Origin of the sequence: Methylocaldum marinum, from assembly GCF_003584645.1 — a bacterium.
GTDB lineage: Bacteria > Pseudomonadota > Gammaproteobacteria > Methylococcales > Methylococcaceae > Methylocaldum > Methylocaldum marinum.
The window spans coordinates 688,146-713,602 of sequence record NZ_AP017928.1 but is presented as its reverse complement, the minus strand read 5'-3'; the positions used below and the strand labels follow the sequence as shown (position 1 = coordinate 713,602).

At 59.1% G+C, this 25,457-nt stretch carries 25 protein-coding genes; 17 read left to right on the top strand and 8 right to left on the bottom strand.

Annotated features, from left to right (window positions below; genetic code table 11):
- Positions 1–1,089: an iron-sulfur cluster carrier protein ApbC gene (gene apbC, locus sS8_RS03130; protein ID WP_119628381.1), complete on the bottom strand. Its 1,089-nt coding sequence runs from the start codon at positions 1,087–1,089 to the stop codon at positions 1–3.
- 181 nt (positions 1,090–1,270) lie between these two features.
- Here apbC and metG point away from each other — a divergent pair, with 181 nt between their 5' ends.
- The gene (gene metG, locus sS8_RS03125) at positions 1,271–3,382 is read left to right on the top strand and encodes a methionine--tRNA ligase (protein ID WP_119628380.1); all 2,112 of its coding nucleotides are present in this window, start codon (positions 1,271–1,273) and stop codon (positions 3,380–3,382) included.
- 45 nt (positions 3,383–3,427) lie between these two features.
- On the opposite strand, the gene sS8_RS03120 is transcribed toward metG, so the two are convergent.
- From sS8_RS03120 to flgA, 6 genes are all read right to left on the bottom strand, one after another.
- Positions 3,428–3,700: a DUF4242 domain-containing protein gene (locus sS8_RS03120; protein ID WP_119628379.1), complete on the bottom strand. Its 273-nt coding sequence runs from the start codon at positions 3,698–3,700 to the stop codon at positions 3,428–3,430.
- Positions 3,701–3,780: 80 nt separating this feature from the next.
- Positions 3,781–5,127, bottom strand: coding sequence for a methanethiol oxidase (mtoX, locus tag sS8_RS03115; RefSeq protein ID WP_119632593.1), 1,347 nt, complete (start codon positions 5,125–5,127; stop codon positions 3,781–3,783).
- Between the two features lie 72 nt (positions 5,128–5,199).
- On the bottom strand, positions 5,200–5,805 hold the full coding sequence (locus sS8_RS03110; protein WP_119628378.1) for a TetR/AcrR family transcriptional regulator: 606 nt from the start codon (positions 5,803–5,805) through the stop codon (positions 5,200–5,202).
- 185 nt (positions 5,806–5,990) lie between these two features.
- Positions 5,991–6,476 carry a flagella synthesis protein FlgN gene (locus sS8_RS03105; protein WP_119628377.1) on the bottom strand — a complete coding sequence of 162 codons (486 nt, stop codon included), beginning with the start codon at positions 6,474–6,476 and terminating at the stop codon, positions 5,991–5,993.
- Positions 6,473–6,763 carry a flagellar biosynthesis anti-sigma factor FlgM gene (gene flgM / locus sS8_RS03100; RefSeq protein WP_119628376.1) on the bottom strand — a complete coding sequence of 97 codons (291 nt, stop codon included), beginning with the start codon at positions 6,761–6,763 and terminating at the stop codon, positions 6,473–6,475. Before flgM ends, sS8_RS03105 begins: the two co-directional genes overlap by 4 nt.
- A 287-nt stretch (positions 6,764–7,050) precedes the next feature.
- Complete coding sequence (gene flgA, locus sS8_RS03095; protein ID WP_170160922.1) at positions 7,051–7,749, bottom strand: flagellar basal body P-ring formation chaperone FlgA; 699 nt, start codon at positions 7,747–7,749, stop codon at positions 7,051–7,053.
- 115 nt (positions 7,750–7,864) lie between these two features.
- Here flgA and sS8_RS03090 point away from each other — a divergent pair, with 115 nt between their 5' ends.
- From sS8_RS03090 to sS8_RS03025, 14 genes are all read left to right on the top strand, one after another.
- Entirely contained in the window at positions 7,865–8,794 is a 930-nt protein-coding gene (locus sS8_RS03090; RefSeq protein WP_119628374.1) for a chemotaxis protein CheV, read from the top strand.
- Between the two features lie 86 nt (positions 8,795–8,880).
- Complete coding sequence (locus tag sS8_RS03085) at positions 8,881–9,723, top strand: CheR family methyltransferase (RefSeq protein ID WP_119628373.1); 843 nt, start codon at positions 8,881–8,883, stop codon at positions 9,721–9,723.
- A 155-nt stretch (positions 9,724–9,878) separates the two neighbouring features.
- Complete coding sequence (flgB, locus tag sS8_RS03080) at positions 9,879–10,271, top strand: flagellar basal body rod protein FlgB (RefSeq protein ID WP_119632592.1); 393 nt, start codon at positions 9,879–9,881, stop codon at positions 10,269–10,271.
- Between the two features lie 2 nt (positions 10,272–10,273).
- Positions 10,274–10,693 (top strand): flagellar basal body rod protein FlgC, encoded by a 420-nt coding sequence (gene flgC / locus sS8_RS03075; RefSeq protein ID WP_119628372.1) that lies wholly within the window; start codon positions 10,274–10,276, stop codon positions 10,691–10,693.
- A 10-nt stretch (positions 10,694–10,703) separates the two neighbouring features.
- Positions 10,704–11,372, top strand: a complete 669-nt coding sequence (locus tag sS8_RS03070) for a flagellar hook assembly protein FlgD (protein ID WP_119628371.1) — start codon at positions 10,704–10,706, stop codon at positions 11,370–11,372.
- Between the two features lie 139 nt (positions 11,373–11,511).
- Positions 11,512–12,777 (top strand): flagellar hook protein FlgE, encoded by a 1,266-nt coding sequence (flgE, locus tag sS8_RS03065; protein ID WP_119628370.1) that lies wholly within the window; start codon positions 11,512–11,514, stop codon positions 12,775–12,777.
- Positions 12,778–12,801: 24 nt separating this feature from the next.
- Complete coding sequence (gene flgF, locus sS8_RS03060; RefSeq protein WP_119628369.1) at positions 12,802–13,542, top strand: flagellar basal-body rod protein FlgF; 741 nt, start codon at positions 12,802–12,804, stop codon at positions 13,540–13,542.
- Between the two features lie 24 nt (positions 13,543–13,566).
- Positions 13,567–14,355, top strand: coding sequence for a flagellar basal-body rod protein FlgG (gene flgG / locus sS8_RS03055; RefSeq protein WP_119628368.1), 789 nt, complete (start codon positions 13,567–13,569; stop codon positions 14,353–14,355).
- An 8-nt stretch (positions 14,356–14,363) separates the two neighbouring features.
- Positions 14,364–15,041 (top strand): flagellar basal body L-ring protein FlgH, encoded by a 678-nt coding sequence (gene flgH / locus sS8_RS03050; RefSeq protein WP_119628367.1) that lies wholly within the window; start codon positions 14,364–14,366, stop codon positions 15,039–15,041.
- Between the two features lie 17 nt (positions 15,042–15,058).
- Positions 15,059–16,168, top strand: a complete 1,110-nt coding sequence (locus sS8_RS03045) for a flagellar basal body P-ring protein FlgI (RefSeq protein ID WP_179952395.1) — start codon at positions 15,059–15,061, stop codon at positions 16,166–16,168.
- A 10-nt stretch (positions 16,169–16,178) separates the two neighbouring features.
- Positions 16,179–17,141, top strand: a complete 963-nt coding sequence (gene flgJ, locus sS8_RS03040; protein WP_119628366.1) for a flagellar assembly peptidoglycan hydrolase FlgJ — start codon at positions 16,179–16,181, stop codon at positions 17,139–17,141.
- 71 nt (positions 17,142–17,212) lie between these two features.
- Positions 17,213–18,886: a flagellar hook-associated protein FlgK gene (flgK, locus tag sS8_RS03035; protein WP_119628365.1), complete on the top strand. Its 1,674-nt coding sequence runs from the start codon at positions 17,213–17,215 to the stop codon at positions 18,884–18,886.
- A gap of 2 nt (positions 18,887–18,888) precedes the next feature.
- Positions 18,889–20,184, top strand: a complete 1,296-nt coding sequence (gene flgL, locus sS8_RS03030) for a flagellar hook-associated protein FlgL (protein WP_119628364.1) — start codon at positions 18,889–18,891, stop codon at positions 20,182–20,184.
- A 462-nt stretch (positions 20,185–20,646) separates the two neighbouring features.
- On the top strand, positions 20,647–23,133 hold the full coding sequence (locus tag sS8_RS03025; RefSeq protein ID WP_232020495.1) for an ABC transporter permease: 2,487 nt from the start codon (positions 20,647–20,649) through the stop codon (positions 23,131–23,133).
- Between the two features lie 46 nt (positions 23,134–23,179).
- On the opposite strand, the gene sS8_RS03020 is transcribed toward sS8_RS03025, so the two are convergent.
- Complete coding sequence (locus sS8_RS03020; RefSeq protein WP_232020494.1) at positions 23,180–23,599, bottom strand: hypothetical protein; 420 nt, start codon at positions 23,597–23,599, stop codon at positions 23,180–23,182.
- Between the two features lie 328 nt (positions 23,600–23,927).
- Between sS8_RS03020 and sS8_RS03015 the strand changes: the two genes are divergently transcribed.
- Together sS8_RS03015 and sS8_RS03010 are read left to right on the top strand one after the other, a co-directional pair.
- Complete coding sequence (locus tag sS8_RS03015; RefSeq protein WP_119628362.1) at positions 23,928–24,638, top strand: VWA domain-containing protein; 711 nt, start codon at positions 23,928–23,930, stop codon at positions 24,636–24,638.
- On the top strand, positions 24,635–25,384 hold the full coding sequence (locus sS8_RS03010; protein WP_170160921.1) for a J domain-containing protein: 750 nt from the start codon (positions 24,635–24,637) through the stop codon (positions 25,382–25,384). Before sS8_RS03015 ends, sS8_RS03010 begins: the two co-directional genes overlap by 4 nt.
- Positions 25,385–25,457: the final 73 nt, after the last annotated feature.

The following is a 25,457-nucleotide window of genomic DNA, read 5'->3' as shown; positions in this document are numbered from 1 at the left end:
CTAGTCGTTGACAACGGTGATAGTGGGGAAACGCGCACTGTAATCCTTTGCTCTCAAAGCCAAACGGGCGGCCATCTTGCGGGCCACGCCCTTGTAGATTTGCGCCGGCTTGCTGTCCGGCTCGGCGATTACCGTGGGATAGCCACCGTCGGCGTTTTTCCGGATGCTGATGTCGAGCGGCAAAGACCCGAGCAGCTCCACGCCGTATTTCCGGGCCATCTTTTCGCCGCCGCCTTCGCCGAAGATCGGCTCGGCATGGCCGCAGTTCGAACAGATGTGAATACTCATGTTTTCAACGATGCCCAAGACCGGGATCCCCACTTTCTCGAACATCTGGAGCCCTCTCTGGGCATCCAGCAGGGCAATGTCCTGGGGGGTGGTGACGATGATTGCCCCCGACACCGGAATTTGCTGCGCCAGCGTCAATTGGACGTCGCCGGTGCCGGGCGGCAAGTCGATGAGCAGATAATCCAGATCGTCCCACCGGGTATCCTTGAGCAATTGCTGCAAGGCACCGGTCACCATGGGGCCGCGCCAGATCATCGGGGCATCCTCGTCGACCAGATAGCCGATCGACATGGACTGTACGCCGTAGGCAACCATCGGGATCAGCCGCTTGCCCTCCTCGGTGTCCGGCCGCCCCGAAATTCCCAGCATGAGCGGCTGACTGGGGCCGTAAATATCGGCATCCAGGATGCCGACCCGCGCGCCTTCGGCCGTTAAAGCCAGCGCCAGGTTGACGGTGGTCGTCGATTTCCCGACGCCGCCCTTGCCGGACGCGATCGCGATGATATTTTTCACTCCCGGCATCGGCTTCAGGGTTTTCTGAACCGAGTGGGAAAGGATCTCAGTGACGACGTCCACGGCGACTTCGGTCGCGCCGATTTCCGATCGAAGCTTTTGTTCGATCAGGGCTTTGAGCTCGGCATGGAAGCCGGCCGCCGGGTAGCCGAGAGCCACCTTCACCCGGACCCGGGAATCCTCCACTTCAATTTTCTTGACCTGCCTGGCGGAAACTAAATCCCGGTCAAGGTTAGGATCCACCAAGGTTCTAAGGGCACTCTCGACATCAGATTGGGTAAGCGGCATTGGAGCCTCCAGCATCTCGGGCGAAATAAGCCGATATTCTACACAATTGCCCACGAAGCTTAACGGCGGGAGGCTTGTTTCAAAAGCGATACATCAATGCTCGCCCGCCCGCTGCACGCCTGAATGCCCGGGCGAAATGTGGGATAATCCCGCGACCTCGGAAAACATTGAATTTCGCCTCATGACCAGCAACCGAACGATCCTCGTCACCAGCGCCCTGCCCTATGCCAATGGCCCGATTCACCTGGGTCACCTGGTCGAATACATACAGACGGACATTTGGGTACGCTTCCAGAGAATGCGCGGCAATACCTGCTATTACGTCTGTGCAGACGACACCCACGGTACGCCCATCATGCTTAGGGCCGAAAAGGAGGGCATTAGCCCGGAGGAACTGATTCGACGGGTCCACGGCGAGCATCTCCGGGACTTTACCAGTTTTCACATCGAGTTCGACAATTACTATTCAACCCACTCGGATGAAACCCGGCAATTGGCCGAAACCATCTACGGACGCTTGAAAGAGCGAGGGCTCATCGAGGCGCGCTCGATCGAGCAATACTACGATCCGGTCAAGGAAATGTTTCTCCCGGACCGTTTCATCAAGGGCGAGTGCCCCAAGTGCCATGCCAAGGATCAGTACGGTGATTCCTGCGAAGCCTGCGGCGCAACCTATTCGCCGACCGACCTGATCAATCCCTATTCCGCCGTTTCCGGCGCGGCTCCGGTACGGAAGGAATCGGTGCATTATTTCTTCAGGCTCGGGAAATGCGAGGAGTTTCTCAAAACCTGGACCCGCGCCGGGCATCTACAGGACGAAGCCGCCAATAAAATGGCGGAATGGTTCGAGGCAGGCCTCTCCGACTGGGATATTTCCCGCGATGCCCCTTATTTCGGCTTCGAGATTCCCGATGCGCCGGGCAAATTCTTCTATGTCTGGCTGGACGCGCCCATCGGCTACATGGGCAGCTTCAAGAACCTGTGCGAGCGGCTGAACCTCGATTTCGACCAGTACTGGAACAAGGATTCGGACGCCGAGCTATACCACTTCATCGGCAAGGACATTCTCTATTTCCATGCCCTGTTCTGGCCGGCGATGCTGGAACACTCGGATTTCCGCACCCCCAGCAAGATTCTCGCGCACGGCTTCTTGACCGTGAACGGCGAGAAAATGTCCAAATCCCGCGGCACCTTCATCACTGCCGAAAGTTATCTCCAGCAGGGACTAAATCCCGAATGGCTGCGCTATTACTACGCCTGCAAGCTGAACGGGACGATGGAGGACATCGATCTCAATTTGGCCGATTTCGTTCTGAGGGTGAATAGCGATTTGGTGGGGAAATACATCAATATCGCGAGTCGAGCGGCGGGATTCATTCATCGCCTGTTTAACGGCGTCATTCTCGACCAGAATCTTCTGCCAAAAATCGGCGAAGCATTAAATTCTGACTTAACTCCCAAGTTGCCGTATAACAACGTTTTAACGAGCAACGCTGTAAAAGGCACTGCCCAATGGATCGCTGACGCCTATGAGCGGCGCGACTTCTCAAGAGCAATCAGGGAAATAATGGTTGTTGCGGACGCGATCAACAAGTTCTTCAACGATGCAAAACCCTGGGAATTGGCAAAGGCGCCTGAAAATCTTCCCGAAGTACATTGGGTATGCTCCGCAACAATCGAAGCGTTCCGAATTTTGACGATATATCTAAAACCGTTATTACCTGAAATCGCCAAGAAAGTTGAAGATTTCCTGCAAATTGAGTCGCTTTCTTGGTCTGATTTGGATAAATCGCTGGCAGGCCACACAATAAAGCCTTACCAACACCTTCTCACCCGCATCGACCCCAAACAAATCGAGTCTCTCGTGGAAGCCAACAAGCAAAATCTGCAAGCCGCCGCCCAACCGGAACCTCACTCGCAGCAGCGTCATGCCGAGCATCAGCAGCATACGATTCAACCGATCGCCGACACCATAACGATCGACGACTTCGCCAAGATCGATCTGCGCATCGCCCGCATCGCCAAAGCCGAGCATGTGGAAGGCGCCGACAAGCTGTTGAAGCTGACTCTGGATATCGGCAGCGAAACCCGCACGGTATTCGCGGGTATCAAATCGGCCTACGACCCGGCGCAATTGGAAGGAAAACTGACCGTGATGGTCGCGAATCTGGCGCCGCGCAAGATGAAGTTCGGATTGTCGGAAGGAATGGTATTGGCCGCAAGCGACGAACGCGGAGGACCGTTCGTATTGATCCCGGACGAAGGCGCACAGCCGGGAATGCGGGTCAAATAGTCAAAACAGGCGTGGGAACGGTCGGAGCCGTTCCCACGCTCCCCATCACTCGCCGGTAGTCGGATCGATCACCGTCTTGATCTCCGAAATCCGGTTGGCCGGGAAGCCGCCCTCCTCGGCATGCTGCCGAATCATCTCCTCGTTGGGCGCGATGTAGACGCAATAGACCTTATCGTCCGTGACATAGCTCTGCACCCACTGGATTTTCGGTCCCAGACGGTTCAGCACGCTGCACGATTTCTGTGAAATCGCATGCAAGTCCTGACCCGACAGTTTTCCCGCTTCGGGAATATCACGTTCGATTAGATACTTGGGCATATCGGCCTCCTCTCGTAATAGTCGTCAAAAAACCGTCAATACCGCGGAGCCGCATGATGGCGGCTCCAAAGTCCATCGCATCAGCGACGCTGAAATTCCGCGAAGATGTCCGCCGGCCGTGCTTCGGCCACGCTCTTGTACAGGGAATAAGCACCGAAACGCATCTGGTGCGGACGTCCGAGCTTCTCCTTATAGAAGTCGACGGCGAACTGCTCCTTCAGGTCCTTGCCGTCCCAGTGATAAAGCTTGAGGTACTGCTCGTTGTCCTTGCCTTTCTTGTCCCAATTGGCGAGCAGCGACGAGGTGTAATAAAGGCGCTTCCCATCCCAGCTCGACGACACCATGTTAACCTGCGCGCCGACGCGCTTTTCATAGGTCTGCACCGGTTTGTGCGGATTCGAAATGTCGAACGCGCGAGTAGTGCCGTCCATGAAAGTATTCACCCAAAGCCGCTTGTCGTCGTTGGAGATCGAAATATCGACGGGCAGAGGCACTTTCGAGGGATCGCCGATATCCGCGACTTCCTTGGCTTGCCACTCGCCCTTGTCATCCTCGTAGATCAGCCAGATCTTGGAGGTGAGTGCCGTGGTGGTGAAGCAGTAATTGTGGGTTTCATCCCAGGCGCAGCGCACTTCCAGGGGCGAGCCGGGCACGTCGAACACCTTCTTGGGCTTGCGGCTGTGAAGATCCCAGACCACCACCGTATTGCCGAAATGCTTCATCGCCTCCTTGTCGGACAGCATTTTGCCGAAGTCCATCATGTAGTTGTTCCACCCGGTGAAGGATGAAGAAACCAGCACGTTGCGCCTGGGCAGCGCGCGCACGTCGTAGTTGTAGCCGTCGGCATACTTGCCGGTCTTCACCGCGCCGCGCAGATCGCTGTCGGTGGGCATCCAGTGGGTCGCGACGTATTCGCCCTGATTGGTGTATTCCACCATTGCCGTGCGTCCGCCGTGATCCTTGTTGTTCGAAAGCCCCGTGATCAGCATACGCCCGGGCAGGGCGTAAAACGAGTGAGGCCCGACCACGCCGCCGCTTTTTGCGACGAAATCGTTAATCGTCTTGTGAAGCTTCGGTTTCGCCGGATCGCTATGGATGTCGAAGATGAAAATCTTGCTGGTGTCCAATCCGCCGGCCCAGAGATAGTGGCGGTCGTCGGTAAAATCCGAATGGTGCGCTTCGTTGCGGCCGCCTACCGAGAGACTGTCCACGACCTTTCCGTACTTGGGCGACTTCGGATTGACATCCACCGTCACCAGCTTGTCCTGTTCGTCGCCGACCCCTATCGCACCCAGGGTCCAGACATACACGTAATCTTCCTGGCCGGTGATTTTTGCGATATACGGCGATAAACAGGTTTCATCGGCATGAACGGGGGCCATGCCCGCTCCCGTCAAAACCAGCGCGGACACCAATCCCAGCGTCATACCGCGAATCGTCCGAACCAGACTCTTTTTTTCCAGTTGCTGCTTATACATTGCATAACCTCTTCTTTGATTTCAGTCATTCTTCGGTCTGAAATAATCGTCGAGCAAATGCCCCAGGCAGGTCTCCAGCGGCCGCACGGATCGGTCCACCTTCATCCGCAGCAAGGCGCCCTGCATGCTGTCGGACAACAAATCCGCCATGGATTCGGCAGATAAGTCAGCGCGTATCGTTCCTTCCGCCTGGCCGCGGGCCAAGCCCTCGGCGTACTTGTCCCGATACCGATGAAATGCGTCCCGCAGGGCGCTCATGCAGGTCTCGTTGGTATCGCCGATTTCACCGATCAGATTGCCCAGCAGACAGCCGCCTTTGAATTGCCTTCGTTCCAATTCTTCGATCAGATCCCGGAAATAGCGCTTCAGGGCGGACAGCGCGTCCAGCTCGGGCCGCTCCAGGTAATCGCCCAATTGCCGGATGAATGGCTCTATATAATGCCGAACGACTTCCGCCCCGAACTCATCCTTGCTGGCGAAGTAGTTGTAGAATGATCCTTTCGGAACTTGAACGCTGGACAGCAGGTCCTGCAGACCCGTGCCGTGATAGCCATGCTCCATGATCATGGCGACGCCCTGATCCAGGAGCCTTTCGCGAGTAATTTGTTTGTTGCCGATGCGAGCCATGCCAAAAATATACGACCGGTCGTCTATATGTGCAAGAAAAAAACTGACCTACAACCGGCCAGCCTGTAGGTCGGGAATCCTTTCCCGACGCTGCGGCCCGGTCGAGCGACTTCGTCGGCAAAGGATTGCCGACCTACGTGTCGCACTCCGTTCCGCATAACTTTATGGAATGTACTTAACGGGGATCACACCGAGAACGAGCGGCGCGAGATTTCGCCGCGGTGTGTCGCCCCGTCCGGGCCGTACGTCGCGTCCGGCGACGCGACCCCGTGGAAGAAATTCAAACTGGAATCGACATGCCGTTGCAAGAGGCCAAGATAAGCTCCATTAAGCTCGTTCCGCTTTCTGCACTCCGCACCGAGGCGCACGATTTCCAGCCAATCGGAACGGAGGGTTTCGGCCAACGGGTGTTCGGAATCGAGCCGGTCGAGCAAAGCCGTCATGCGCCCTGCCGCGACGGGAGCGGCCACGCGGACAACGCCGTCTTGCCGGACGGCCACCTCGTTGAGGACGGAGGCGAGCGTCTGCTTCTTCGAGGCGACCGCTTCCAGCGCCGCAGCATCACGCGCCGCAAGGCACCTGGCCTCTTCCTCCAACAATCGCGACATCTCGCCGAGGCCGTCGAGCGTCCTGCGAAACAGTTCGTGAAGTTCTTGAGTGAGAGCGATCATCCAAAATCCGGAAGTATGCGTTCCATGTCAATCAGCTTTTCGGCGACCCTTTGCGGGTTGACCCGGTAGCTTCCGGATTCGACCGCGTCCGCTATTTTCGCCACTTTCACTTTGTCGACGGCGGATTCGTTCAGCAGGCGCTGCTTGATCTCGGTGAGCCGAAGCGACGTCTCCGGCGACACGCCGGCACCTGATTCCGATGCCGCACCGAGCCCGGTAGCGTTAGGCCTTTTTTGAATTCCGCTGCCGGATAAACCGGTGACGGAATCGTGAAGCTTGATTTCCATGAGTGGACCCTATTGGGAGAACCTTTCAACCGTTATCGGCATTCCGACCGCGGACTTTAGCGCAAATTCCCAATCCTCTGTCCTGCCGGAACGTGCTGGTCTCGCTGCCATGCAAAACAGGTTAGGCGGAAGCCGTTGACGCTGCCGGCCAGGACAAATCGACTCGAGTATTCGTAGGCCGGAAATCCTTTGCCGACGGTGCCATCGGGCCAATCGGTTCATCGGCAAGCGAATGGCGACCTACACACTGCACTCGCGTTCCACACAACCTTACGGAACGTACTTAGTCAGATTGGTATCAGGACCAGGCCTGGACCCGCAACCATGCCTTCCACGATTCTCTTGGATTGGTCGTTGCGCACCCGAATCCGCTGGCCCGCCTCTCCGTCGCTGAGCGCACGTCCCGACATTTTGACGGCGACGTGGCTGCTCTGCGCCTGAATGGTGACCTTCTGTCCGCGCCGAATCAATTTGGGCACGGTGAGCCAGTCCGGACTCAATACCGCACCCGCCGCCAATGTCCGCCTGACGGGCCGGTTGATCACCGGTTCGTACGACGTGAAATAACTGCCGCGCAGTTCGGCAAGATCCCTTCTCTCCAGGCCGAGATCGGTCTCCGTCAGCCTAGCGCCCTGCCGGACGGCGTTCTTAAGAACCACGACGTTCCTATACACCTTCACGCGAACCTTGTTGTAAATGGTCCAAGGATGCGTGCCTTCGCAACGCACGCCCAAGGAAAGAAAACCGCTCTCCCGCCGAGCTGAAAGAAAGAAGGCTTCCAGGTGACGATCACAGAGTGGCAGCCGCAGGCGCGGGTCGAGTTTGATCGGCTCCATTTGGAATTCCTGAGCCTTCTGACGGAAATCCGACTCCACCAGCGCCGTGATCGCCTCCATGATCGAGGCATGGGACTGCAAGCCTTCGGCAGCGAAAGCCCTAGGCATCGCCAGGACCCACAGGATTAGGAGTTGAGTTTTGCCGCGCATGAATATCCTCCGAGCTTTCATCGGAACATGCAGTTAACATGCCCGTCAGGACTCAAGCGGACCGCGCGCCTGCCGCTACACTTTAGACACTGTTCACCTCTCCGGGAATTTCACCATGGCAAGCGTACTCGAAGGCGTCGATCAAAGAACCAGGCTCGCCGGACACAATCGCCTCGAACTCTTACTGTTCAAGCTTGGCGGCAATCAGCGCTTCGGCATCAATGTATTCAAGGTACAGGAAGTCATACGGCGTCCACCCTTGAGCCAGCTACCCAAATCGAACCCGGTCATTTGCGGCGTTGCCCATCTGCGCGGCAGAACCATCCCGGTGATGGATCTTGCCATGGCGATACGCGGACAGCCGCAGCCGCGGGACGGCAGTGGCTATGTCATCATTACCGAGTACAATCGTTCCACCCAGGGATTCCTGGTCAGCGCCGTTGATAGAATTATCAATATGGGCTGGCAAGAGATTCAGCCGCCGCCGAATGGTACCGGCAGGGAAAGCTACCTGACCGCCGTCACTCAGCATGACCAGGAACTCATCGAAGTAATCGATGTTGAAAAAGTGATGAAAGAAGTCATGGGCGGGAGCGAACGTGTGTCGGACGGCGTGATCGATGGGAATGCCCAACTTCCTCGGCAGCACGTGCTCGTCGTCGACGATTCGGCCGTGGCCCGCAACCAGATTCTTCGCGTGCTGGGCCAGCTCGAGGTGGAAAACACGATTGCCAAGGACGGCCAGGCGGCATTGGACATGCTTGAACAGTGGAAAGCGGAAGGCAAGCGATTGGGCGATTTTTTGGCCATGATCATCTCCGACGTGGAAATGCCGCGGATGGACGGCTATACGCTCACGGCCCGAATCCGCAAAGATCCCGAAATGAAAGACGTTTATGTGCTGCTCCACACTTCCCTGAGCGGCGTATTCAACCAGGCCATGGTGGAAAAGGTCGGCGCTAACGAGTTTCTTGCCAAATACGATCCGGACGATCTTGCCCGGGTTGTGCAAAGACGGCTCAGGGAACGTTTCGAGGTGCGCTAGGCGGTGATTGGACTCTATCCACATTGCGAGCCGGCGATATCGGTAAAACGCGGCGGCCGTCACAAGGCGCCTCGACTGGAGAATTCATGAATTCGGATTTGAATCCCGAGGAATTCGCGGTGTTCCGGAAATTTCTCGTGGACGCCTGCGGGATTTTGCTCGGCGACAGTAAACAGTATTTGGTCAAGAATCGATTGACCGGCCTACTCAGAGAAAGTGATTTTTCATCCATCGCGCAGTTGATCGCCGCGCTGCGAAGCGATAATGTCCCGGTTAAGCTCAAAACCCGAGTTATCGATGCCATGACCACGAATGAGACATTTTGGTTTCGCGACAATTCTCACTTCGAGGAACTTCGAAACGTTCTTCTTCCCGCCTGGGCGGCCAATCCGACCGGCGGTACCCTCAGGATCTGGTCGGCAGCCTGTTCCTCGGGACAGGAGCCTTATTCGATAGGCATCTGCGTCGAGGAATTTTTTCGGTACGGCTGGACCGGCATCAGACGCAACGTACAGATCATAGGGACCGATATTTCGGAATCGATTCTGGCCGAAGCCACCCAGGCCGCTTATAGCGAAATGGCCTTGTCGCGCGGTCTGGACGAAAGTCTGAGGTCGCGTTATTTCGAACGCTACCAGGACAAATGGAAACTGAAGCCGGAAATCACCGATCGTGTCCGCTTCCAGCAATTCAATCTGCTCAAGCCGTTTGCGGCTCTGGGTCGATTCGATATCGTCTTCTGCCGAAACGTACTGATTTATTTCTCCGAGGATCTCAAGCGCGACATCCTGACGCGCGTAGCCAAAGTGCTCAACCCGGGCGGCTACCTGTTCCTGAGCAGTACGGAATCGCTTCCTTCCGGACTCGATTTGTATGAAACCGTTCGCGGCCCGACTTGCCGCTATTACCGCCTGAGGGCGACCTTCTGACGCCATCGGGCAAATTTGCCGCGCCGAGCGGCGAAAAATTGCCGCCAATCCGTTTCCAAAACGGCCGCTAATTCCCAACTAACTGTACCGACGACAGTTTTTTGTCTGGCATGCCTCATGCTTGGCCTTACATGGCTTGCAACGAGGACATGTTTATGACGATCAGCTTCGATAATGCCCTGGGCATTCATCCCTTGGCCCTGAAACTCCGCGACCGCCGCACCGAATTGTTGGCCTCCAATTTAGCCAATGCCGACACGCCCCATTACAAAGCCCGCGACCTGGATTTCCGTTCGGTACTGCAGAGCGTCCGCGCTTCTCCCCTCAGCCTCGCTGCGACCCGGCCCGGGCATCTGACGGCGGCCGCTCCGGGCGCTCGAGGAGAAGCGCTTTATCGGCTGCCGTCGCAACCCAGCCTGGACGGCAATAGCGTGGAAACCGAACAGGAACAGATGCGTTTTGCCGAAAACGCGGTGCAATACCAGGCCACGCTCAACTTTCTGAGCGGCAAGATCTCCTCTTTGAAAACCGCCCTGACGGGAGAGTAAGCATGTCATCCTTCAAGATCTTCGATATTGCCGGCTCCGCCATGGCTGCGCAGTCGCTGCGGCTGAATCTGGTGGCCAGCAATCTCGCCAATGCCGACAGCGTCAGCAGCAGCATCGAGCAAACCTACCGATCGCGGCAGCCGGTTTTCGCGGCGCAGCTCCAGGAGGCCGTGGACAAGCGCAACGCGCCGGCCGGCGTTCAGGTGCTCGGGGTAATCGAGAGTCAGGCGCCCCTGCACATGGAATATGCCCCGGAACATCCGATGGCCAACGCCGACGGCTATGTCTTCAAGCCGAACGTCAACACCATCGAGGAGCTGACCAATATGATATCCGCCTCCCGCGCCTACCGGGATAACGTCGAAGTGGCGAATACCGCCAAGCAGCTGATGCTTCAGACCCTCCGTCTCGGACAAAGCTAGGTGACGAACCATGAGCATCGACCTCAACACGCTCAAATCTCTAGGCCTGACCGAACCCCAGGCGGCGGCGCGGAAACGCAACGAACTGGGGCAAGAGGACTTTCTCAAGCTGATGGTCACCCAATTGACCAGCCAAAATCCCCTCAAGCCCCAGGACGGCGCCGAATTCGTCAATCAGCTGGCGCAGTTCAGCACAGTGACGGGAATCCAGCAGCTGCAATCCTCATTCGCCGACTTTGCGGCGTCCGCCGGCAAGGAACAAGCCTTGATGGCCGCAAACCTGGTGGGACGATCCGCGCTGATCGCATCCGACAAAGCCATCCTGGCCGCAAACGGCAAAATCGAGGGCGAGCTGAACGTGCCGGCCCAGGCCGACCAGGTTTACGTCCGAATCATGGACAAGAACGGGAATTCGATCCGTACCCTGGAGTTCGGCCCGCAAACCGAAGGGCCGCTGTCTTTCGAATGGGACGGCAAGCTGGACGACGAACTGCATTTTGCCGATCCCGGACTTTACAAGCTCAAGGCCGAGGCCGTGCTCGGAGGTCGCACCACAGCGCTCGAAACGCAGATCGTCGCCCCCGTGGAAAGCGTAACCATGAGCGGATCGAAAGGCATGGAAGTCCAGTTCGGCGGACTCGGACGCTATACCTTGAGCGATATCCGAGCCGTCCTTTAGGACGCTCTGATCAAGCCTCCAATTCGAAGAAGCGACCTGTGCAACCGATTGATCCAACAGGCCCTCACCCACCCCTCTCCCAGAGGGAGAGGACTTATTCAGGGCTTCCTCAACACCCCCAATCCCAGCGAGGTTAGACATGGCTTTCAATACAGCCCTGAGCGGACTGAACGCCGCATCCAACATGCTCTCGACCACCGGCAACAATGTCGCCAACGCCAACACCACCGGATTCAAGAAATCACGCTCCGAATTCGCCGATGTATACGCCAGCAGCATGGGAGGCGTATCGTCCATCACGCCCGGCGCCGGCGTACGAGTTGCCGACGTGGCGCAACAATTCACCCAGGGCAACCTCGACTTCACCGAGAACAACCTCGATCTCGCGATCAGCGGCGAAGGCTTTTTCGTTCTCGGCGACAGCGTCGACAACGTCAACGCAAGGGTCTATACGCGCGCCGGCGCCTTTCACATGGACCGCGAAGGCTACGTGGTGAATCACCTCGGCCAGCCGCTAATGGTCTATGCACCGAACGGCGATACCATCGAGGAAGGTTTCAGCACCGGGGTTTTCCAGACCTTGCAGCTCGATTCGACGCAAGGCCTGCCCAAAGCCACGAGCTCGATCGACATGGCCGTCAATCTCGATTCCCGCAAGCCGGAATCCGCGACGACACCCTTCGACCCTGCCGATTCCGGCAGTTACACCCATACCACGTCCGTCACGATCTACGACTCGCTGGGAAACACCCATGTCGCCACCAGCTATTACGTGAAAACAGCGACCCCGAACACATGGGAGCTGCACGTCTATGTAGACGGACAAAACATGCTGGGCGGCTCGACCACGGACCCGATCAAGCTGGAGTTCGATCCCGACGGCAAGCTCCTGGAAGTCAATAACGATCCGGCGACGGCTCAATTTCAGACGGATCCGGTCACGATCAATCCCAGCGCCCAGGACATTCAGCTGACCTTGGACCTGCAAGGCTCGACCCAGTTCGGCAGCGCGTTCAGCGTCAATACCCTGAACCAGGACGGCTTGACCATAGGCCGGTTGACCGGCGTGGACATCGACGATACCGGTGTCGTGTTCGCCCGTTTCAGCAACGGCGGCTCCAAGCCGTTGGGCCAAGTCGCCATGGTGCGATTCCAGAATCCGCAAGGGCTGGCCAAGCTCGGCGACACCAACTGGGGCGAAAGCGCCAACTCCGGCGCGCCGATCAGCGGCGTGGCCGGCACCAGCAGCTTCGGCGTGATCAAAGCCGGCGCTATCGAAGCGAGCAACGTCGATCTGGCGCAGCAGCTGGTCAACCTGATCATCGCCCAACAGGCTTACCAGGCCAACGCCCAGACCATCTCGACGGAAAACACCGTTACTCAAACCCTGCTCAACATTCGCTGATCCCGATAGCGAGGACCTACGATCATGGACCGCAGCCTTTATGTCGCGATGAGCGGCGCCAAGCAGATTCTACTGGCACAGGCTTCCAACGCCAACAATCTGGCGAACGCGAACACGCCGGGTTTTCGTGCGGATTTCGAGCAGCTCCGGTCGATGCCGGTATTCGGCAACGGCTATCCCAGCCGGGTCTACGCCATGACTGAGCGGCCCGGCGTCGATTTGTCGACGGGCTCATTGCAAACCACCGGACGCGATCTCGACGTCGCCGTCAACGGCGAAGGCTGGCTCGCGGTACAGTCCGCGGACGGCAGCGAAGCGTATACCCGGGCAGGCGACCTGCACATCACGCCCGAAGGCCGGCTCGTCACCGGCGGCGGATTGGCGGTGCTCGGCAATGCCGGCCCCATCGCCATTCCGCCCGCGCAAAAAGTCGAAATCGGCACCGACGGCACCATCAGCATCATTCCCCAGAGCGCCAACGCCACAGCCCTGGCGATTCTCGACCGTATCAAACTGGTCAAGCCCGACAAATCCCGGCTTGAAAAAGGCGAGGATGGACTGATGCGGGTCAAGGACGGCGCACCGACGGCGGCGACCAACGAGGTGCAGCTGGTAACCGGCGCCTTGGAAGGCAGCAATGTCAGCACCGTGGAAGAAATGGTGCAGATGATCGAGCTGGCGCGGGAATTCGAATACCAGATCAAGATGATGAAAACCGTCGAAGACAACGGCAACGCAAGCGCCGAACTCATGCGTATCGGCTAAAGACACTCCGAGAGGTTCGAGACCATGACCACCCCTTCCCTTTGGATCGCCAAGACCGGCCTGGATGCGCAGCAAACCCATATGTCGGTGATCTCGCACAACCTGGCGAACGTCAATACCACCGGCTTCAAGAAAGAGCGGGCTCTGTTCGAAGACCTGCTCTACCAGAATGTCAGGCAGGTGGGCGCCCAATCCACCCAGAACACCACCCTGCCCTCCGGCCTGCAGCTGGGCACCGGCGTTCGAACGGTCGCCACGGAAAAGATTCACACCCAGGGCAATATACTCCAGACCGGGAATTCCCTGGATATCGCCGTCAACGGCCGCGGTTTCTTCCAGATACTCATGCCCAACGGCGATCTCGCCTATACCCGGGACGGTACGTTCAAGCTCGATGCCAACGGTCAGATCGTCACCAACGGCGGCAATCCCCTGGAGCCGGCCATGACCGTGCCGCAGGACGCCCTCAGCATCACCATCGGTTCCGACGGCACGGTCTCCGTCCTGCAGCCGGGCACTGCCGCCCCCAATGTCATCGGCGAGATCCAGCTGGCGGACTTCATCAACCCAACCGGCCTGGAACCGGTCGGGGAAAACCTATACCGGGAATCGGTATCGAGCGGCGGCCCGATCGTGGGCATTCCGGGACAGGACGGCATCGGCAAGCTGGTCCAGGGTTCCCTGGAAACCTCCAACGTCAACGTGGTGGAGGAACTGGTCAACATGATCGAAACCCAGCGTGCCTATGAAATGAATTCCAAAGCCATCGCCACCACCGACGAGATGCTCGGATTCGCAACCAACACCCTGTAAACCGTCCGATGAAATACGCGGCTCTCTTTCTCGTCCTGCTGAGCCTGAGCGGTTGCGCTTCCATTCTCAATCCGCCGCCGCGGCGCGACCCGGCTTATGCGCCGGCGCGCCCCGAGGACATGACGCCGCCGATGCGGAATCCCGGAGCGATTTTTCAGTCGGGCTACGACATACGGCTGTTCGAGGACCACAAGGCGCGACGCGTGGGCGATACCCTCACCATCCGGCTGGTCGAAAGAACCAACGCCCAGAAAGACGCCGACACCCGGGCCGGCCGCTCGGCGACCACCCAAGTCAAGGCCCCCATGCTGATGGGACAGGAAGCCGCCCAGATTCTAGGCTATGACGTTTCGACCAGCCTCGAATCGACCCACCAGTTCGAAGGCAAGGGCGAAAGCAATCAGAGCAACCTGCTGACCGGAAACATCAGCGTCACCGTCGTGGAAGTGCTGCCCAACGGCACCCTCCGGGTCAGGGGCGAGAAGCGGGTGGGCCTGAACCAGGGCAACGAGTACATCAAGCTCTCGGGGCTGGTGCGGCCGGTGGATATCGACACCACCAATACCGTGGACTCGACCAAGGTTGCCGACGCCACTTTCATCTATAACGGCGAAGGCGTGGTGGCCGACGTCAACCGCATGGGCTGGCTGCAACGCTTCTTTACCAGCATCCTGTTCCCCTTCTGATCGAACGAGGCAAGGCCGTGGGTAGATTCTCTCCGCGCGCAGTCATAAAAGCCGTCCTGATCGCCCTGGCCTTGGCAGTAACTCCGGCGCTGGCGGAAAGAGTCAAGGATATCGCCTCGGTCGCCGGCGTCCGCAGCAATCAGCTGATCGGTTACGGCCTGGTGACCGGACTGAACCGCACCGGCGACCTGAACCGCTTCACCAGCCAGACCCTGCGCAACATGCTGCTGCAACTGGGCGTCACCGTACCGCCCGGCGTCGACCTCCGATCGAAGAACATCGCGACCGTATCGGTCACCGCCGATCTTCCCCCCTTCGCCAAGCCCGGCCAGATGATAGACGTCAATGTTTCGTCGCTGGGCGATGCCAAGAGTCTCCGCGGCGGCAGCCTGCTGATGACGCCGCTCAAGGGTGCCGACGGCCAAATCTATGCGGTGGCCCAGGGCAATCTCGTGGTCGGCGGCCTGAGTGCCCAAGGACTGGCCGGTTCCAAGGTCACCGTCAACGTCCCCAGCTCCGGCAGAATTCCCAGCGGGGCGACGGTCGAGCGCGAAGTCCCGACCGGATTCGCGCAAGGCAGCCATCTGATGCTCAACCTGCATACGCCGGATTTCACCACCGCCAACCAGGTGGCCGACGTCATCAATCGAACCTATGGGGGAAACGTCGCCCGCCCCCTGGATGCGGCATCCATTCAGGTCAACGCGCCACGCGATCCGGCGCAGCGGGTCTCGTTCACGTCTCTTATCGAAAACCTGGAAGTGAACCCGGGCGAAGCCCCCGCCAAGGTCATCGTCAATTCCCGTACCGGCACGGTGGTGATCAGCAGCCATGTCCGGGTTCAGCCGGCTGCCGTCACCCACGGCAACCTCTCGGTGACCATCAGCGAAAAACCCATCGTCAGCCAGCCCCCGGCCCTGTCCGGCGGTTCGACCGCCGTGGTGCCCCGATCCGAGATCACCGTGAACGAGGAAGCCAACCGCATGTTCGTCTTCAATCCCGGCGTATCCCTGGACGAAATCGTACAGGCCGTGAATCGCGTCGGTGCCGCGCCGAGCGATCTGGTCGCCATCCTGGAAGCTCTCCGAAGCGCCGGCGCCCTTCGGGCCGAACTGATCGTGATATAGGAGAACCCGCATGATAAAGCAGACCGGTCTCGCCGATGTGTATACCGATTTCGCCGGTACCGCCCGGCTCAGAAACCAGGCCAAGCAGGATCCCAAGGCGGCGCTCGGCGAAACCGCCCGGCAATTCGAATCGCTGTTCATCCGGATGGCCCTGAAAAGCATGCGGGAAGCAGTGCCCAACGGCGGCCTGGTGGACGGCAAGCCGGCGCAAACCTTCCGCGACATGTACGATCAGCAATTGGCGGTGGAACTGGGCAAACGCTCCAGCCTGGGCTTTTCCGACTTGCTGGTCCGGCAGTTGGGCGGAGACACATCATCCGACGGTATCAAACCCGCCATGAGCCTGAATGATTACCGCAGCCACGCCCTGCCGCGCGTTGCCAAGGAAGGATCCGAAGACACGGCCCGGGACGGTTCGAGTGCAGCGAACGAAAACGCCGCCCACCTGACCGACAAAGTACGCTCGCAATCTCGGTCCTCTCCACCCGGGCCATTCGCCGGTCCCGAAGAATTCGTAAACGCGCTCTGGCCGCATGCACGGGAAGCGGCGGCCGAACTGGGCGTCGATCCCAAACTGCTGCTGGCGCAGGCGGCCTTGGAAACGGGCTGGGGAAAATCCATGGCGGCGCGCGGGAGCGATGGGCACAGCCACAATCTGTTCGGCATCAAGGCCGATCGGAGCTGGGCCGGAGAGCACGTAACCGCCGGGACCCTGGAATACGTGAACGGTGCGCCCGTCCGCGACCGGGCGGCCTTCCGCGCTTACGAGGACTACGCCGAGAGTTTCCGGGATTACGTCAACTTCCTCAAAACCAATCCCCGCTACGCCGCGGCCCTGGAACACGCCGATAATCCCCGCCAATTCCTGGCTTCCCTGCAAAAAGCCGGCTATGCCACGGATCCCCGGTACGCGCGCAAGGTTCTGGCCATATACGAGGAGAATCGTGCGCTTGCTAAGCTGCCCGTTACCTGACACGGTCTTCAGTTATACCGATCGCCGCCGATAACGGACATAGCGAGAACATTCATTCAAACGGTTGAATCATGGCTGGCGGAATTCTCGGCATAGCGACCTCGGGACTGATAGCGGCTCAACGCGGCCTGGCGACGACCGGCCACAACATCGCCAACGTCAACACCGACGGTTACAGCCGGCAGCGAACGGAACAAGTCGAACGCTTGCCCTCGTATACCGGCGCAGGCTACATCGGCAATGGCGTCGACGTGGGGTCCGTTACCCGCGCCTACGACAATTTTCTCAACGCTCAGCTCCGAAACACACTCTCCGCTCACGGAGAATTGGAGACCCATCACCGGCTGGCCTCGCAGGTCGACAATTTCCTCGCCGATCCCGACACCGGTTTGTCGCCCTCGCTGCAAGCCTTCTTCGATTCGGTTCAGGATGTGGTCAACGATCCCACGTCGATCGCCGCGCGGCGGGTAATGCTGACCGAGGGCGAAACGCTGGCACGGCGCTTCAACGCGTTGAACGGCCGCATGGACGCGCTTCGCAGCCAGGTGAACCAGAGCCTCGGCACCAACATCGAGGAAATCAACGGCCTGGCCGGGAACATCGCCGCCTTGAACGAGCGCATCGTCGTCGCCTATGGCCAGGCGGGCAAGCCGCCCAACGATTTGCTGGATCAGCGCGGCGTGCTGGCGCAACAATTGGCGCAAAAAGTCGGCACCAGTCTTTTCGAACAAAAGGACGGCGCCCTGAACGTCTTCATCGGCAACGGGCAGGCCCTGGTCATCGGTACGACGGCAAACCGGCTGAGCCTCGAGAATTCGGCTTACGATCCCGGCCAGAAGGACATCGCCATCAGCGCCAGCGGTTCCGAGACCGTGGTCGTTACCGACGCCATCGGCGGCGGGGAAATCGGCGGACTTTTACGTTTCGAAAGCCAAGTGCTCGACCCGGCACAGAACGCCATGGGCCGCATCGCCGCGGGCTTCGCCACCACATTCAATGCCCGCCACTCGGCCGGCTCCGATTTGAACGGCAATGCCGGGACCGATTTCTTCAGCGATGTCACCAACCCGGCGATAGGCCAGTACAGCTGGTTCGGGAAGCAGACGAACAACGGCGATGCCGTATTGTCGGTCGCATTCGACAACGGTGTCGTCACGGGCGCCGCCGATCTGACGGCAAGCGATTACCGGCTGGATTACGACGGCTCCCAGTACACCCTCACCCGTCTGAGCGACGACGCCCAGTTCACCAATGCCGCAGGAAGTTTCACGGTGGACGGCTTGACCATCGGCATCGAAAGCGGCTCCGCGGCGCCCAATGACAGTTTTCTGATTCGCCCGTTCCGGCGCATGGCGGGCGACCTGAACGTCACGCTCACCGAACCGCGCCAAATCGCAGCAGCCGGATCGCCGTTTGCAGGCCCCGGAGACAACACCAACGCCCGAGCTCTCGCCGACCTGCAGACCGCGCCTTTGCTCCTGGGCGGCAAAGCCGGCTACCAGGACGCCTATGGCGAAATCGTGGGCGACGTCGGCACGCTGACCCGTTCTGCCGAGATCGACAGCACCGCTCAGAAACAACTGCTGGATCACGCACGGGAGGCGCGCGATTCGGTATCGGGCGTGAATCTCGACGAGGAAGCCGCGAATTTGTTGCGGTATCAGCAAGCCTATCAGGCTGCGGCGCAATTGATTCCAGTCTTGAACACCCTGTTTGACGCGCTGATCGGAGCGGTAAGGAGATAAGCATGCGCATTTCGACACCTCTTATGGAACGGATGGGCATGGATGGCATCCACAGACAGCAGGCAAAGCTCGCCAGAACCCAGCTGCAACTCTCCACCGGCCAGCGCATTCTGGCGCCGTCGGACGATCCCGGGGCCGCGGTCCGCGCGCTGGACTTGAAGGAATCGCTGGAAACCAACCGGCAGTTCCAATCCAATATTCAAGCCGTTCGCTCAAGACTCGAATTCGAAGACTCCGCCTTGACCGGCGTGGCAAACCTGTTGCAGCGTGCCCGCGAACTATCCGTCGAAAGCCTCAACGACACGCTCAATACCGGCGATCGGCAGGCCATCGGCCAGGAAATGCAGCAGTTATTGGACGAGATGCTGGGACTTGCGAACACGCGTGATGCCAACGGCGAATATATTTTTGCCGGCTTCCGCTCGAATACGGTTCCTTTCGTATTCGACGGCGGTCGGACGCCGCCGGCGTATGTCTATCAAGGCGACAAGAATCGGCGCCTCCTGCAGATCGCACCGCAGCGGCCCATGGCCGACGGCGATTCCGGATTTGCCGTATTCGAGAACGTTTCTTCGAATTCGGGCGCCAATGCGATCGCCGCCTCCGGCGGCAGGCAGAGTGTTCTCAATACCTTGTATTCCCTCGCTCAAGCCTTGAACGGCCAATTTACCGCATCCCATGGCGCGCTCATGGGAACCAAAGACCTGTCGTCCGGCATCGATTACAGCGGCGGCGCAAAGAGCTTCGACTTGGCCGTCGACGGCGGCGCGCCGGTCACGATATCCATAGCCGCGGCGAATTATGCCGGCGCCGACGACCTGGTCGCCGCCATAAACGCCGGCATAAGCGCAACGGCCCTGGACGGCACGGTCGTCGCCCAGCATAGATCCGGTTTTATGGAATTCGTCTCGGCAAACGCCGGCGACACCTCGTCCGTTGCCATCAGCAACGATACCGATGGCGTCCTCACGGATCTCGGATTGTCGGACCCGGAACTCGGAAGCGGAGCCGGGCCGAGCTTCCACGAAGCCGCCAGCGCCTCGTTGGAGGATATCGATGCGGCCCTGCAAAGCGTCTCGGATACCCGCGCCAGCGTCGGCGCGCGTCTGAACGCGCTGGACGAACAAGCGGATGTTCACGACAAATTCATCATCGACACCGAAGCAAACCTTTCCGAAATCCAGGATCTGGACTATGCGGAAGCGATCAGTCGCTTCAACATTCAGCAGCTTGCGCTACAGGCAGCGCAACAAGCCTACGTCAAAGTACAAGGACTCACCCTTTTCAATTATCTTTAAAATAGGCAGTAAGCGCGGCTTCAGGCTCCCCCGCCCGAACGACCGGACGACGGCTAGAGCATTTTCATCCCGCTCGTACGACAATACGGGCTGGGTGGAAGTCATTGGCGCCTTCGGCCGGGGTAGCTCGACTCAAGCCTCCGTAGGTCGGTCGGGGCATCGCGTCGGGAATGGGCTGGCCGCTGCTCCCGGCCAGGCCGTTTGCGATTGGAAGGGTCATTCGGGCGCTCCCCGGATGACCGTTTGCGATTGGAAGGGTCATTCGGGCGCTCCCCGGATGACCGTTTGCGATTGGAAAGGATTCCCGGCCTACTCGCGAGCATTTGTCGGCAATCCTTTGCCGACGAACGCGTTTACCCAACGGCACCGTCGAGAATGGATTCCCGACTTGCGAAAGCCCAAACAGTAAGCATGAAAATGCTCTAAACATCGCCGAAACAAAACCACGGATAAGGAACGATTGTGGCCAAGAATTTCAAACTTGCCCTGAAAATAGTCGCACGCGATTGGCGCAGCGGCGAATTGACCATCCTGATGGCGGCGCTGCTCATCGCGGTGGCCAGTTCGACCGCCGTCAACCTCCTGGGCGACCGACTGGCTCGCACCATGAATCTCCAGGCGGCGGAATTTCTGGCGGCCGATCTCGTGGTCGGCGGCCATCACCAGCCCTCCGAAACCTGGAGACGGCAAGCATCCGCGCACGGGCTGCGAGTGGCCGGCACCACCGAGTTCTCCAGTGTCCTGATCGAAAACGACGAGTTGCTTCTGGTGGGCGTGAAGGCGGTGGAAGAAAGCTATCCCTTGCACGGTTCGCTTCGCACGACGCTGAGCGACATCGCGGCCGCTGCCGAAACACGGGATGTCCCGAAACCGGGTGAAGCTTGGGTCGAGCAACGTGTGCTCGCGACACTGGGTTTGAAGTTGGACGACGACATCACCGTCGGAGAGAAACCGCTTCGGATCACCCGGATTCTCACGCATGAACCGGACCGCCGCGGCGACCTCTACAGCCTTTCACCCCGGGTCCTGATGAATCGGGCCGATGTCGCCGCAACCCGCGTCATTCAACCCGGCAGCCACGTCCACTACTATGAATTGTTCGCCGGCGACGAGCGAGCGCTGCGCGCGTTCAAGCAATGGCTCAAACCCCAGCTGCATCCGGGGCAGCGCATACTCGACGTGCACGAGGATCGCCCCGAACTCGGAAATGCCCTGAATCGCGCGGAACGCTATCTGGGACTGACCAGCATCGCCGTGGTCCTGATCTCGGGCGTTGCCATCGCCATGACCGCGCGCCGCTACACCGAACGACACTACGACATGACCGCCATGCTCAAGTGCCTGGGGGCTCGCGAACGCGACGTTCTGTGGATCTATGCGAGCCAGTTCCTGATTATCGGCCTCATCGCCAGTTCGCTGGGCAGTGCCGCGGGTTACCTGACCCAGGAGAGCGTCATCCATCTGCTCCGCTCGCTGCTGCCGCAGACTCTCGCCGCTCCCGGCTGGCTGGCGGTGGTCTTCGGTGCGGCAACGGGACTCCTGATTCTGCTCGGCTTCGCCCTGCCGCCGATCCTCAGGCTCAAACGCCTTGCTCCGCTGCGCGTGCTGCGCCGCGATCTCGAACCTTTGCCGTCCAGCGCCTGGGTCGTCTACGGACTCGCCGGGCTCACCCTGAGTGCGCTGCTTTGGCGGTATACTCACGACTGGGTGATGACCCTCAGCATATTGGCGATAGCCGGTATTGCGATAGCGCTGTTCAGCCTGCTCGGTTTGTCGATGCTGAGCCTCGGCCGCCTGCTTCTGCCTTACGTTTCGCTGCCGTGGCGCTTCGGTCTGCAACATTTGACCCGCAGACCGCGACTGGGCGTGAGCCAGATCCTGGCTTTCAGCATAACCCTGGTGGCGATGCAGATCAGTCTTCTGGTGCGTACCGAACTGCTGCAGGAATGGAAACGCCAGCTGCCCCAAGATACCCCCAATCACTTTGCCCTGAATCTGTTCGATACCGATTTGGCGAGATTTCGCGAGACTTTGGATAAAGAAGGTATCGCCAGCAGCGCATACTATCCAATCGTTCGAGGTCGCTTGACGGCCGTCAACGGCAAGGACGTTTTCGAAATCGTGCACAAGGATTCGCGGGCCGAAGCCTCCATCAATCGCGAACTAAGCCTGACCTGGGCATCGGAACTACCGCGGGACAACCGCGTGGTTCGGGGACAATGGGTAAACGGAGCCGATCCGCTCAGCGTTTCGGTGGAAGCGGAACTGGCCAAGGGCCTCGGCATCGAGCCCGGCGACAAGCTCACGTTCAACATCGCGGGACAAGAACTCGCGGCCACCGTGATCGGCACCCGTAGCGTACGCTGGGACACCATGACACCCAACTTTTTCATGATTTTTTCGCCCGGCAGCTTGGACGCCTACCCTCACACCTGGCTCACCAGCTTTTATCTGCCGCCCGATCGCAAACCGGTTCTCGGAGACTTGGCCAAATCCTTCCCGAGCATGACGATTCTGGAAGTGGACGCGCTCTTGAAACAATTTCAGACCATACTGCGACAAGTGACGAGCGCCATCGAATATGTCTTGCTGTTAGCCCTAGCGGCAGGGTTCACGGTGCTTTTCGCCGCGGTTCGGGCGACACTAGACGAGCGCATTTACGAGGACGTTCTGCTGCGCACCATGGGCGCCAGCCGGCGCTTGTTGAGGAATGCGCAGTGGGTGGAGTTCGCCGCGTTGGGCTTCCTGGCCGGCGTTCTGGCATCGGCCATCAGCGAGGTGATTGCGTGGATCTTATTCAGCCGGGTGTTCGACTTGACCTATCGATTCCATTGGGAGACGTGGCTGGCCACGCCCGTGTTGGGCGCTCTGGCGATCGGGCTGGCAGGCTACTTGAATACCCGGTCCGTCGTAAAAAACAGCCCGATGCGCGTGCTGCGAGAGCTATAAAGGCATGAAACGGCGATGGGCGAGGCTGCGCTCATCGCCGTTTCCGTCAGCCGCCCTTGACGTTGACTTTCGAAGTCCAGCCGCTCTTCCCCTGGCAGTCTCCGTCCAACACTTTAACTTTTACGAACGGCAACTGGCCAACCACCATTTCCTCTTCTACGGTTGCCTTGGTGCCCGCCTTGGTAACGCATACGCTCTGGTCCTGGTCGTCTTCAGCTTCCGAAGTGCTCATCAATCCCGGCACGACCGTCAAATGCGATCCACCGCCGTTCGGATTATCCAAAGTCACCTGTTGACCGACGGTAACAGCCGTCGTGATCTGCATTTCCTCACCGCCGCCGCTCATTGCGAGGATAAGAACGACGACCACTGCCGCACCGATCGCCGCGTAGAGCGCCTTCGGATTGCTCTTCAAGGTATCCAGAACGCTGACAGCGGCTTTACTCGGGTTATTATCTTCGGACATTATGTAATACCTCCTCTTATAACTTCTTATCGCCTCCTGGGTTCAGGAACGAACACTCCGGAGCAGGCGCAAATTACCATGTTGTCAACATTCTGCAAACAGATAATTTGCCTGGTGCGGAGCGTCACGGAAGCGATCACCAAACACTGCACTTTATCACTCTTGGCGGTTATATTTGCGATTCGAGGAGTGACAAATGCGCGCACATGCGGTCCGAGCCGAACCGGGCGTCGGACTGTCTAACCGAGCTGAAGTGAAGTCCGGTCCGGGCACGATAGTCTTATCTCCCCGACAATCCTCGTTGCACCGTGTCTTTCGAACCAAAGCCATGAACGATTCGAAAAAGCTACCGTCACAATCGAGCAGCAGCGACGTACAAGCGTTTCTGAAAAAACTCGCGCAAACGCCCAATGTCAAACCGGCCGGACGCAAAGGGCGGCTGATTTTTGCCTTGGACGCGACCGCGAGCCGAGAGCCCACATGGCAGGAAGCGTGCCGCATACAGGCGGACATGTTCGATGCCGCCGCGACTCTCGGCGGCCTGGAAATTCAGCTCTGTTATTACCGCGGAATGGCAGATTTCGAAGCTTTCCCCTGGTTGGTTCGTGCCGAGGAGCTGCGGCGGCGCATGGCCCTGGTGCAATGTGTCGGAGGATACACACAGATCGGCAAGGTGCTCGAGCACACATTGCAGGAAACGCGGACCGGCAAGGTCGACGCCTTGGTATTCGTCGGCGACAGCATGGAAGAAAACGTCGACTTCATTTGTAAAATCGCAGGCGAATTAGGCCTGCTCGGCGTAAAAGCGTTTCTGTTCCAGGAAGGTTTCGATCCGACCGCCGAACTCGCGTTCAAACAGATCGCCAAACTGACCCAGGGTGCCCACTGCCGCTTCGATGCCGGAAGCGCACGACAACTCCGGGATCTGCTCAATGCCGTTGCGGTCTATGCCGCGGGCGGCCTGAAAGCCCTGGAAAACTACAGCCGCACCCGAGGTGGCGTCGTTCTGCAATTGGCCCATCAAATCAAAAAGCCTTGATTCAAATCATCCTGCTTCTTTTAATCGTTTACTTCGCCGTGCTGACGGTGCGTCGATTTCTTGCTTCCGCACCCTCGGAAGCACACGCCAGGAAAATCCGGCGCGGCCTGCTATGGGCCGGAATTCTGGCAGTACTGGCACTCGCCGCGACAGGGCGCCTGGGCTGGCTGCTCCCGCTCCTCGGGGCGCTGATAGCAACAGTGCTCCGGCTTGCCCCGGTTTTGGTCCAGTTCCTGGTTCAATATCTGCCGCTCCTGCGCCGCTGGCAGCAACAACGGGCCGCGGCACGGCAAACAGCTAGCGACGGTGGCCGGAGTAGCTCGTTCGTGGAATCCCGTTTTCTGCGCATGCAACTCGACCACGCAACCGGCGAAATTCACGGTGTGGTGGTGACGGGACTTTATGCCGGCCGCAGCTTGCATGAAATGACCCTCGCACAGCTGAGCGAGCTATATGCCGAATATGTCCGCAACGATCCGGAATCCGCCTCGCTGTTGCAAGCCTACATGGAGCGTGTCCACGGCGAATCCTGGCAGGAAAGCGATAACCGGGCACCCGACCACGACCATGGCAAGATGACGCCGGAAGAAGCCTATCGCGTTCTGGGCATTGCTTCGGGATCTCCGCGCGATGTCATCATCGCCGCTCACCGCCGCCTAATGCAGCGGATGCATCCCGACCGCGGCGGCTCCGACTATCTCGCGGCAAAAATCAATCAAGCGAAAGACGTTCTACTCGGACGATAAGAAAAATCCCGCCAAACGAGGCCCAGGCACCCGGGCGCCTCGGCTACGCTCGAACTCGGGAACGGGGCGTCCG

What these genes read in the sequence shown, in the direction of transcription:
- apbC (WP_119628381.1), bottom strand. Translation starts at nt 1,089, where the DNA reads ATGCCGCTTACCCAATCTGATGTCGAGAGTGCCCTTAGAACCTTGGTG.
- metG (WP_119628380.1), top strand. Translation starts at nt 1,271, where the DNA reads ATGACCAGCAACCGAACGATCCTCGTCACCAGCGCCCTGCCCTATGCC.
- sS8_RS03120 (WP_119628379.1), bottom strand. Translation starts at nt 3,700, where the DNA reads ATGCCCAAGTATCTAATCGAACGTGATATTCCCGAAGCGGGAAAACTG.
- mtoX (WP_119632593.1), bottom strand. Translation starts at nt 5,127, where the DNA reads ATGACGCTGGGATTGGTGTCCGCGCTGGTTTTGACGGGAGCGGGCATG.
- sS8_RS03110 (WP_119628378.1), bottom strand. Translation starts at nt 5,805, where the DNA reads ATGGCTCGCATCGGCAACAAACAAATTACTCGCGAAAGGCTCCTGGAT.
- sS8_RS03105 (WP_119628377.1), bottom strand. Translation starts at nt 6,476, where the DNA reads ATGATCGCTCTCACTCAAGAACTTCACGAACTGTTTCGCAGGACGCTC.
- flgM (WP_119628376.1), bottom strand. Translation starts at nt 6,763, where the DNA reads ATGGAAATCAAGCTTCACGATTCCGTCACCGGTTTATCCGGCAGCGGA.
- flgA (WP_170160922.1), bottom strand. Translation starts at nt 7,749, where the DNA reads ATGCGCGGCAAAACTCAACTCCTAATCCTGTGGGTCCTGGCGATGCCT.
- sS8_RS03090 (WP_119628374.1), top strand. Translation starts at nt 7,865, where the DNA reads ATGGCAAGCGTACTCGAAGGCGTCGATCAAAGAACCAGGCTCGCCGGA.
- sS8_RS03085 (WP_119628373.1), top strand. Translation starts at nt 8,881, where the DNA reads ATGAATTCGGATTTGAATCCCGAGGAATTCGCGGTGTTCCGGAAATTT.
- flgB (WP_119632592.1), top strand. Translation starts at nt 9,879, where the DNA reads ATGACGATCAGCTTCGATAATGCCCTGGGCATTCATCCCTTGGCCCTG.
- flgC (WP_119628372.1), top strand. Translation starts at nt 10,274, where the DNA reads ATGTCATCCTTCAAGATCTTCGATATTGCCGGCTCCGCCATGGCTGCG.
- sS8_RS03070 (WP_119628371.1), top strand. Translation starts at nt 10,704, where the DNA reads ATGAGCATCGACCTCAACACGCTCAAATCTCTAGGCCTGACCGAACCC.
- flgE (WP_119628370.1), top strand. Translation starts at nt 11,512, where the DNA reads ATGGCTTTCAATACAGCCCTGAGCGGACTGAACGCCGCATCCAACATG.
- flgF (WP_119628369.1), top strand. Translation starts at nt 12,802, where the DNA reads ATGGACCGCAGCCTTTATGTCGCGATGAGCGGCGCCAAGCAGATTCTA.
- flgG (WP_119628368.1), top strand. Translation starts at nt 13,567, where the DNA reads ATGACCACCCCTTCCCTTTGGATCGCCAAGACCGGCCTGGATGCGCAG.
- flgH (WP_119628367.1), top strand. Translation starts at nt 14,364, where the DNA reads ATGAAATACGCGGCTCTCTTTCTCGTCCTGCTGAGCCTGAGCGGTTGC.
- flgJ (WP_119628366.1), top strand. Translation starts at nt 16,179, where the DNA reads ATGATAAAGCAGACCGGTCTCGCCGATGTGTATACCGATTTCGCCGGT.
- flgK (WP_119628365.1), top strand. Translation starts at nt 17,213, where the DNA reads ATGGCTGGCGGAATTCTCGGCATAGCGACCTCGGGACTGATAGCGGCT.
- flgL (WP_119628364.1), top strand. Translation starts at nt 18,889, where the DNA reads ATGCGCATTTCGACACCTCTTATGGAACGGATGGGCATGGATGGCATC.
- sS8_RS03020 (WP_232020494.1), bottom strand. Translation starts at nt 23,599, where the DNA reads ATGTCCGAAGATAATAACCCGAGTAAAGCCGCTGTCAGCGTTCTGGAT.
- sS8_RS03015 (WP_119628362.1), top strand. Translation starts at nt 23,928, where the DNA reads ATGAACGATTCGAAAAAGCTACCGTCACAATCGAGCAGCAGCGACGTA.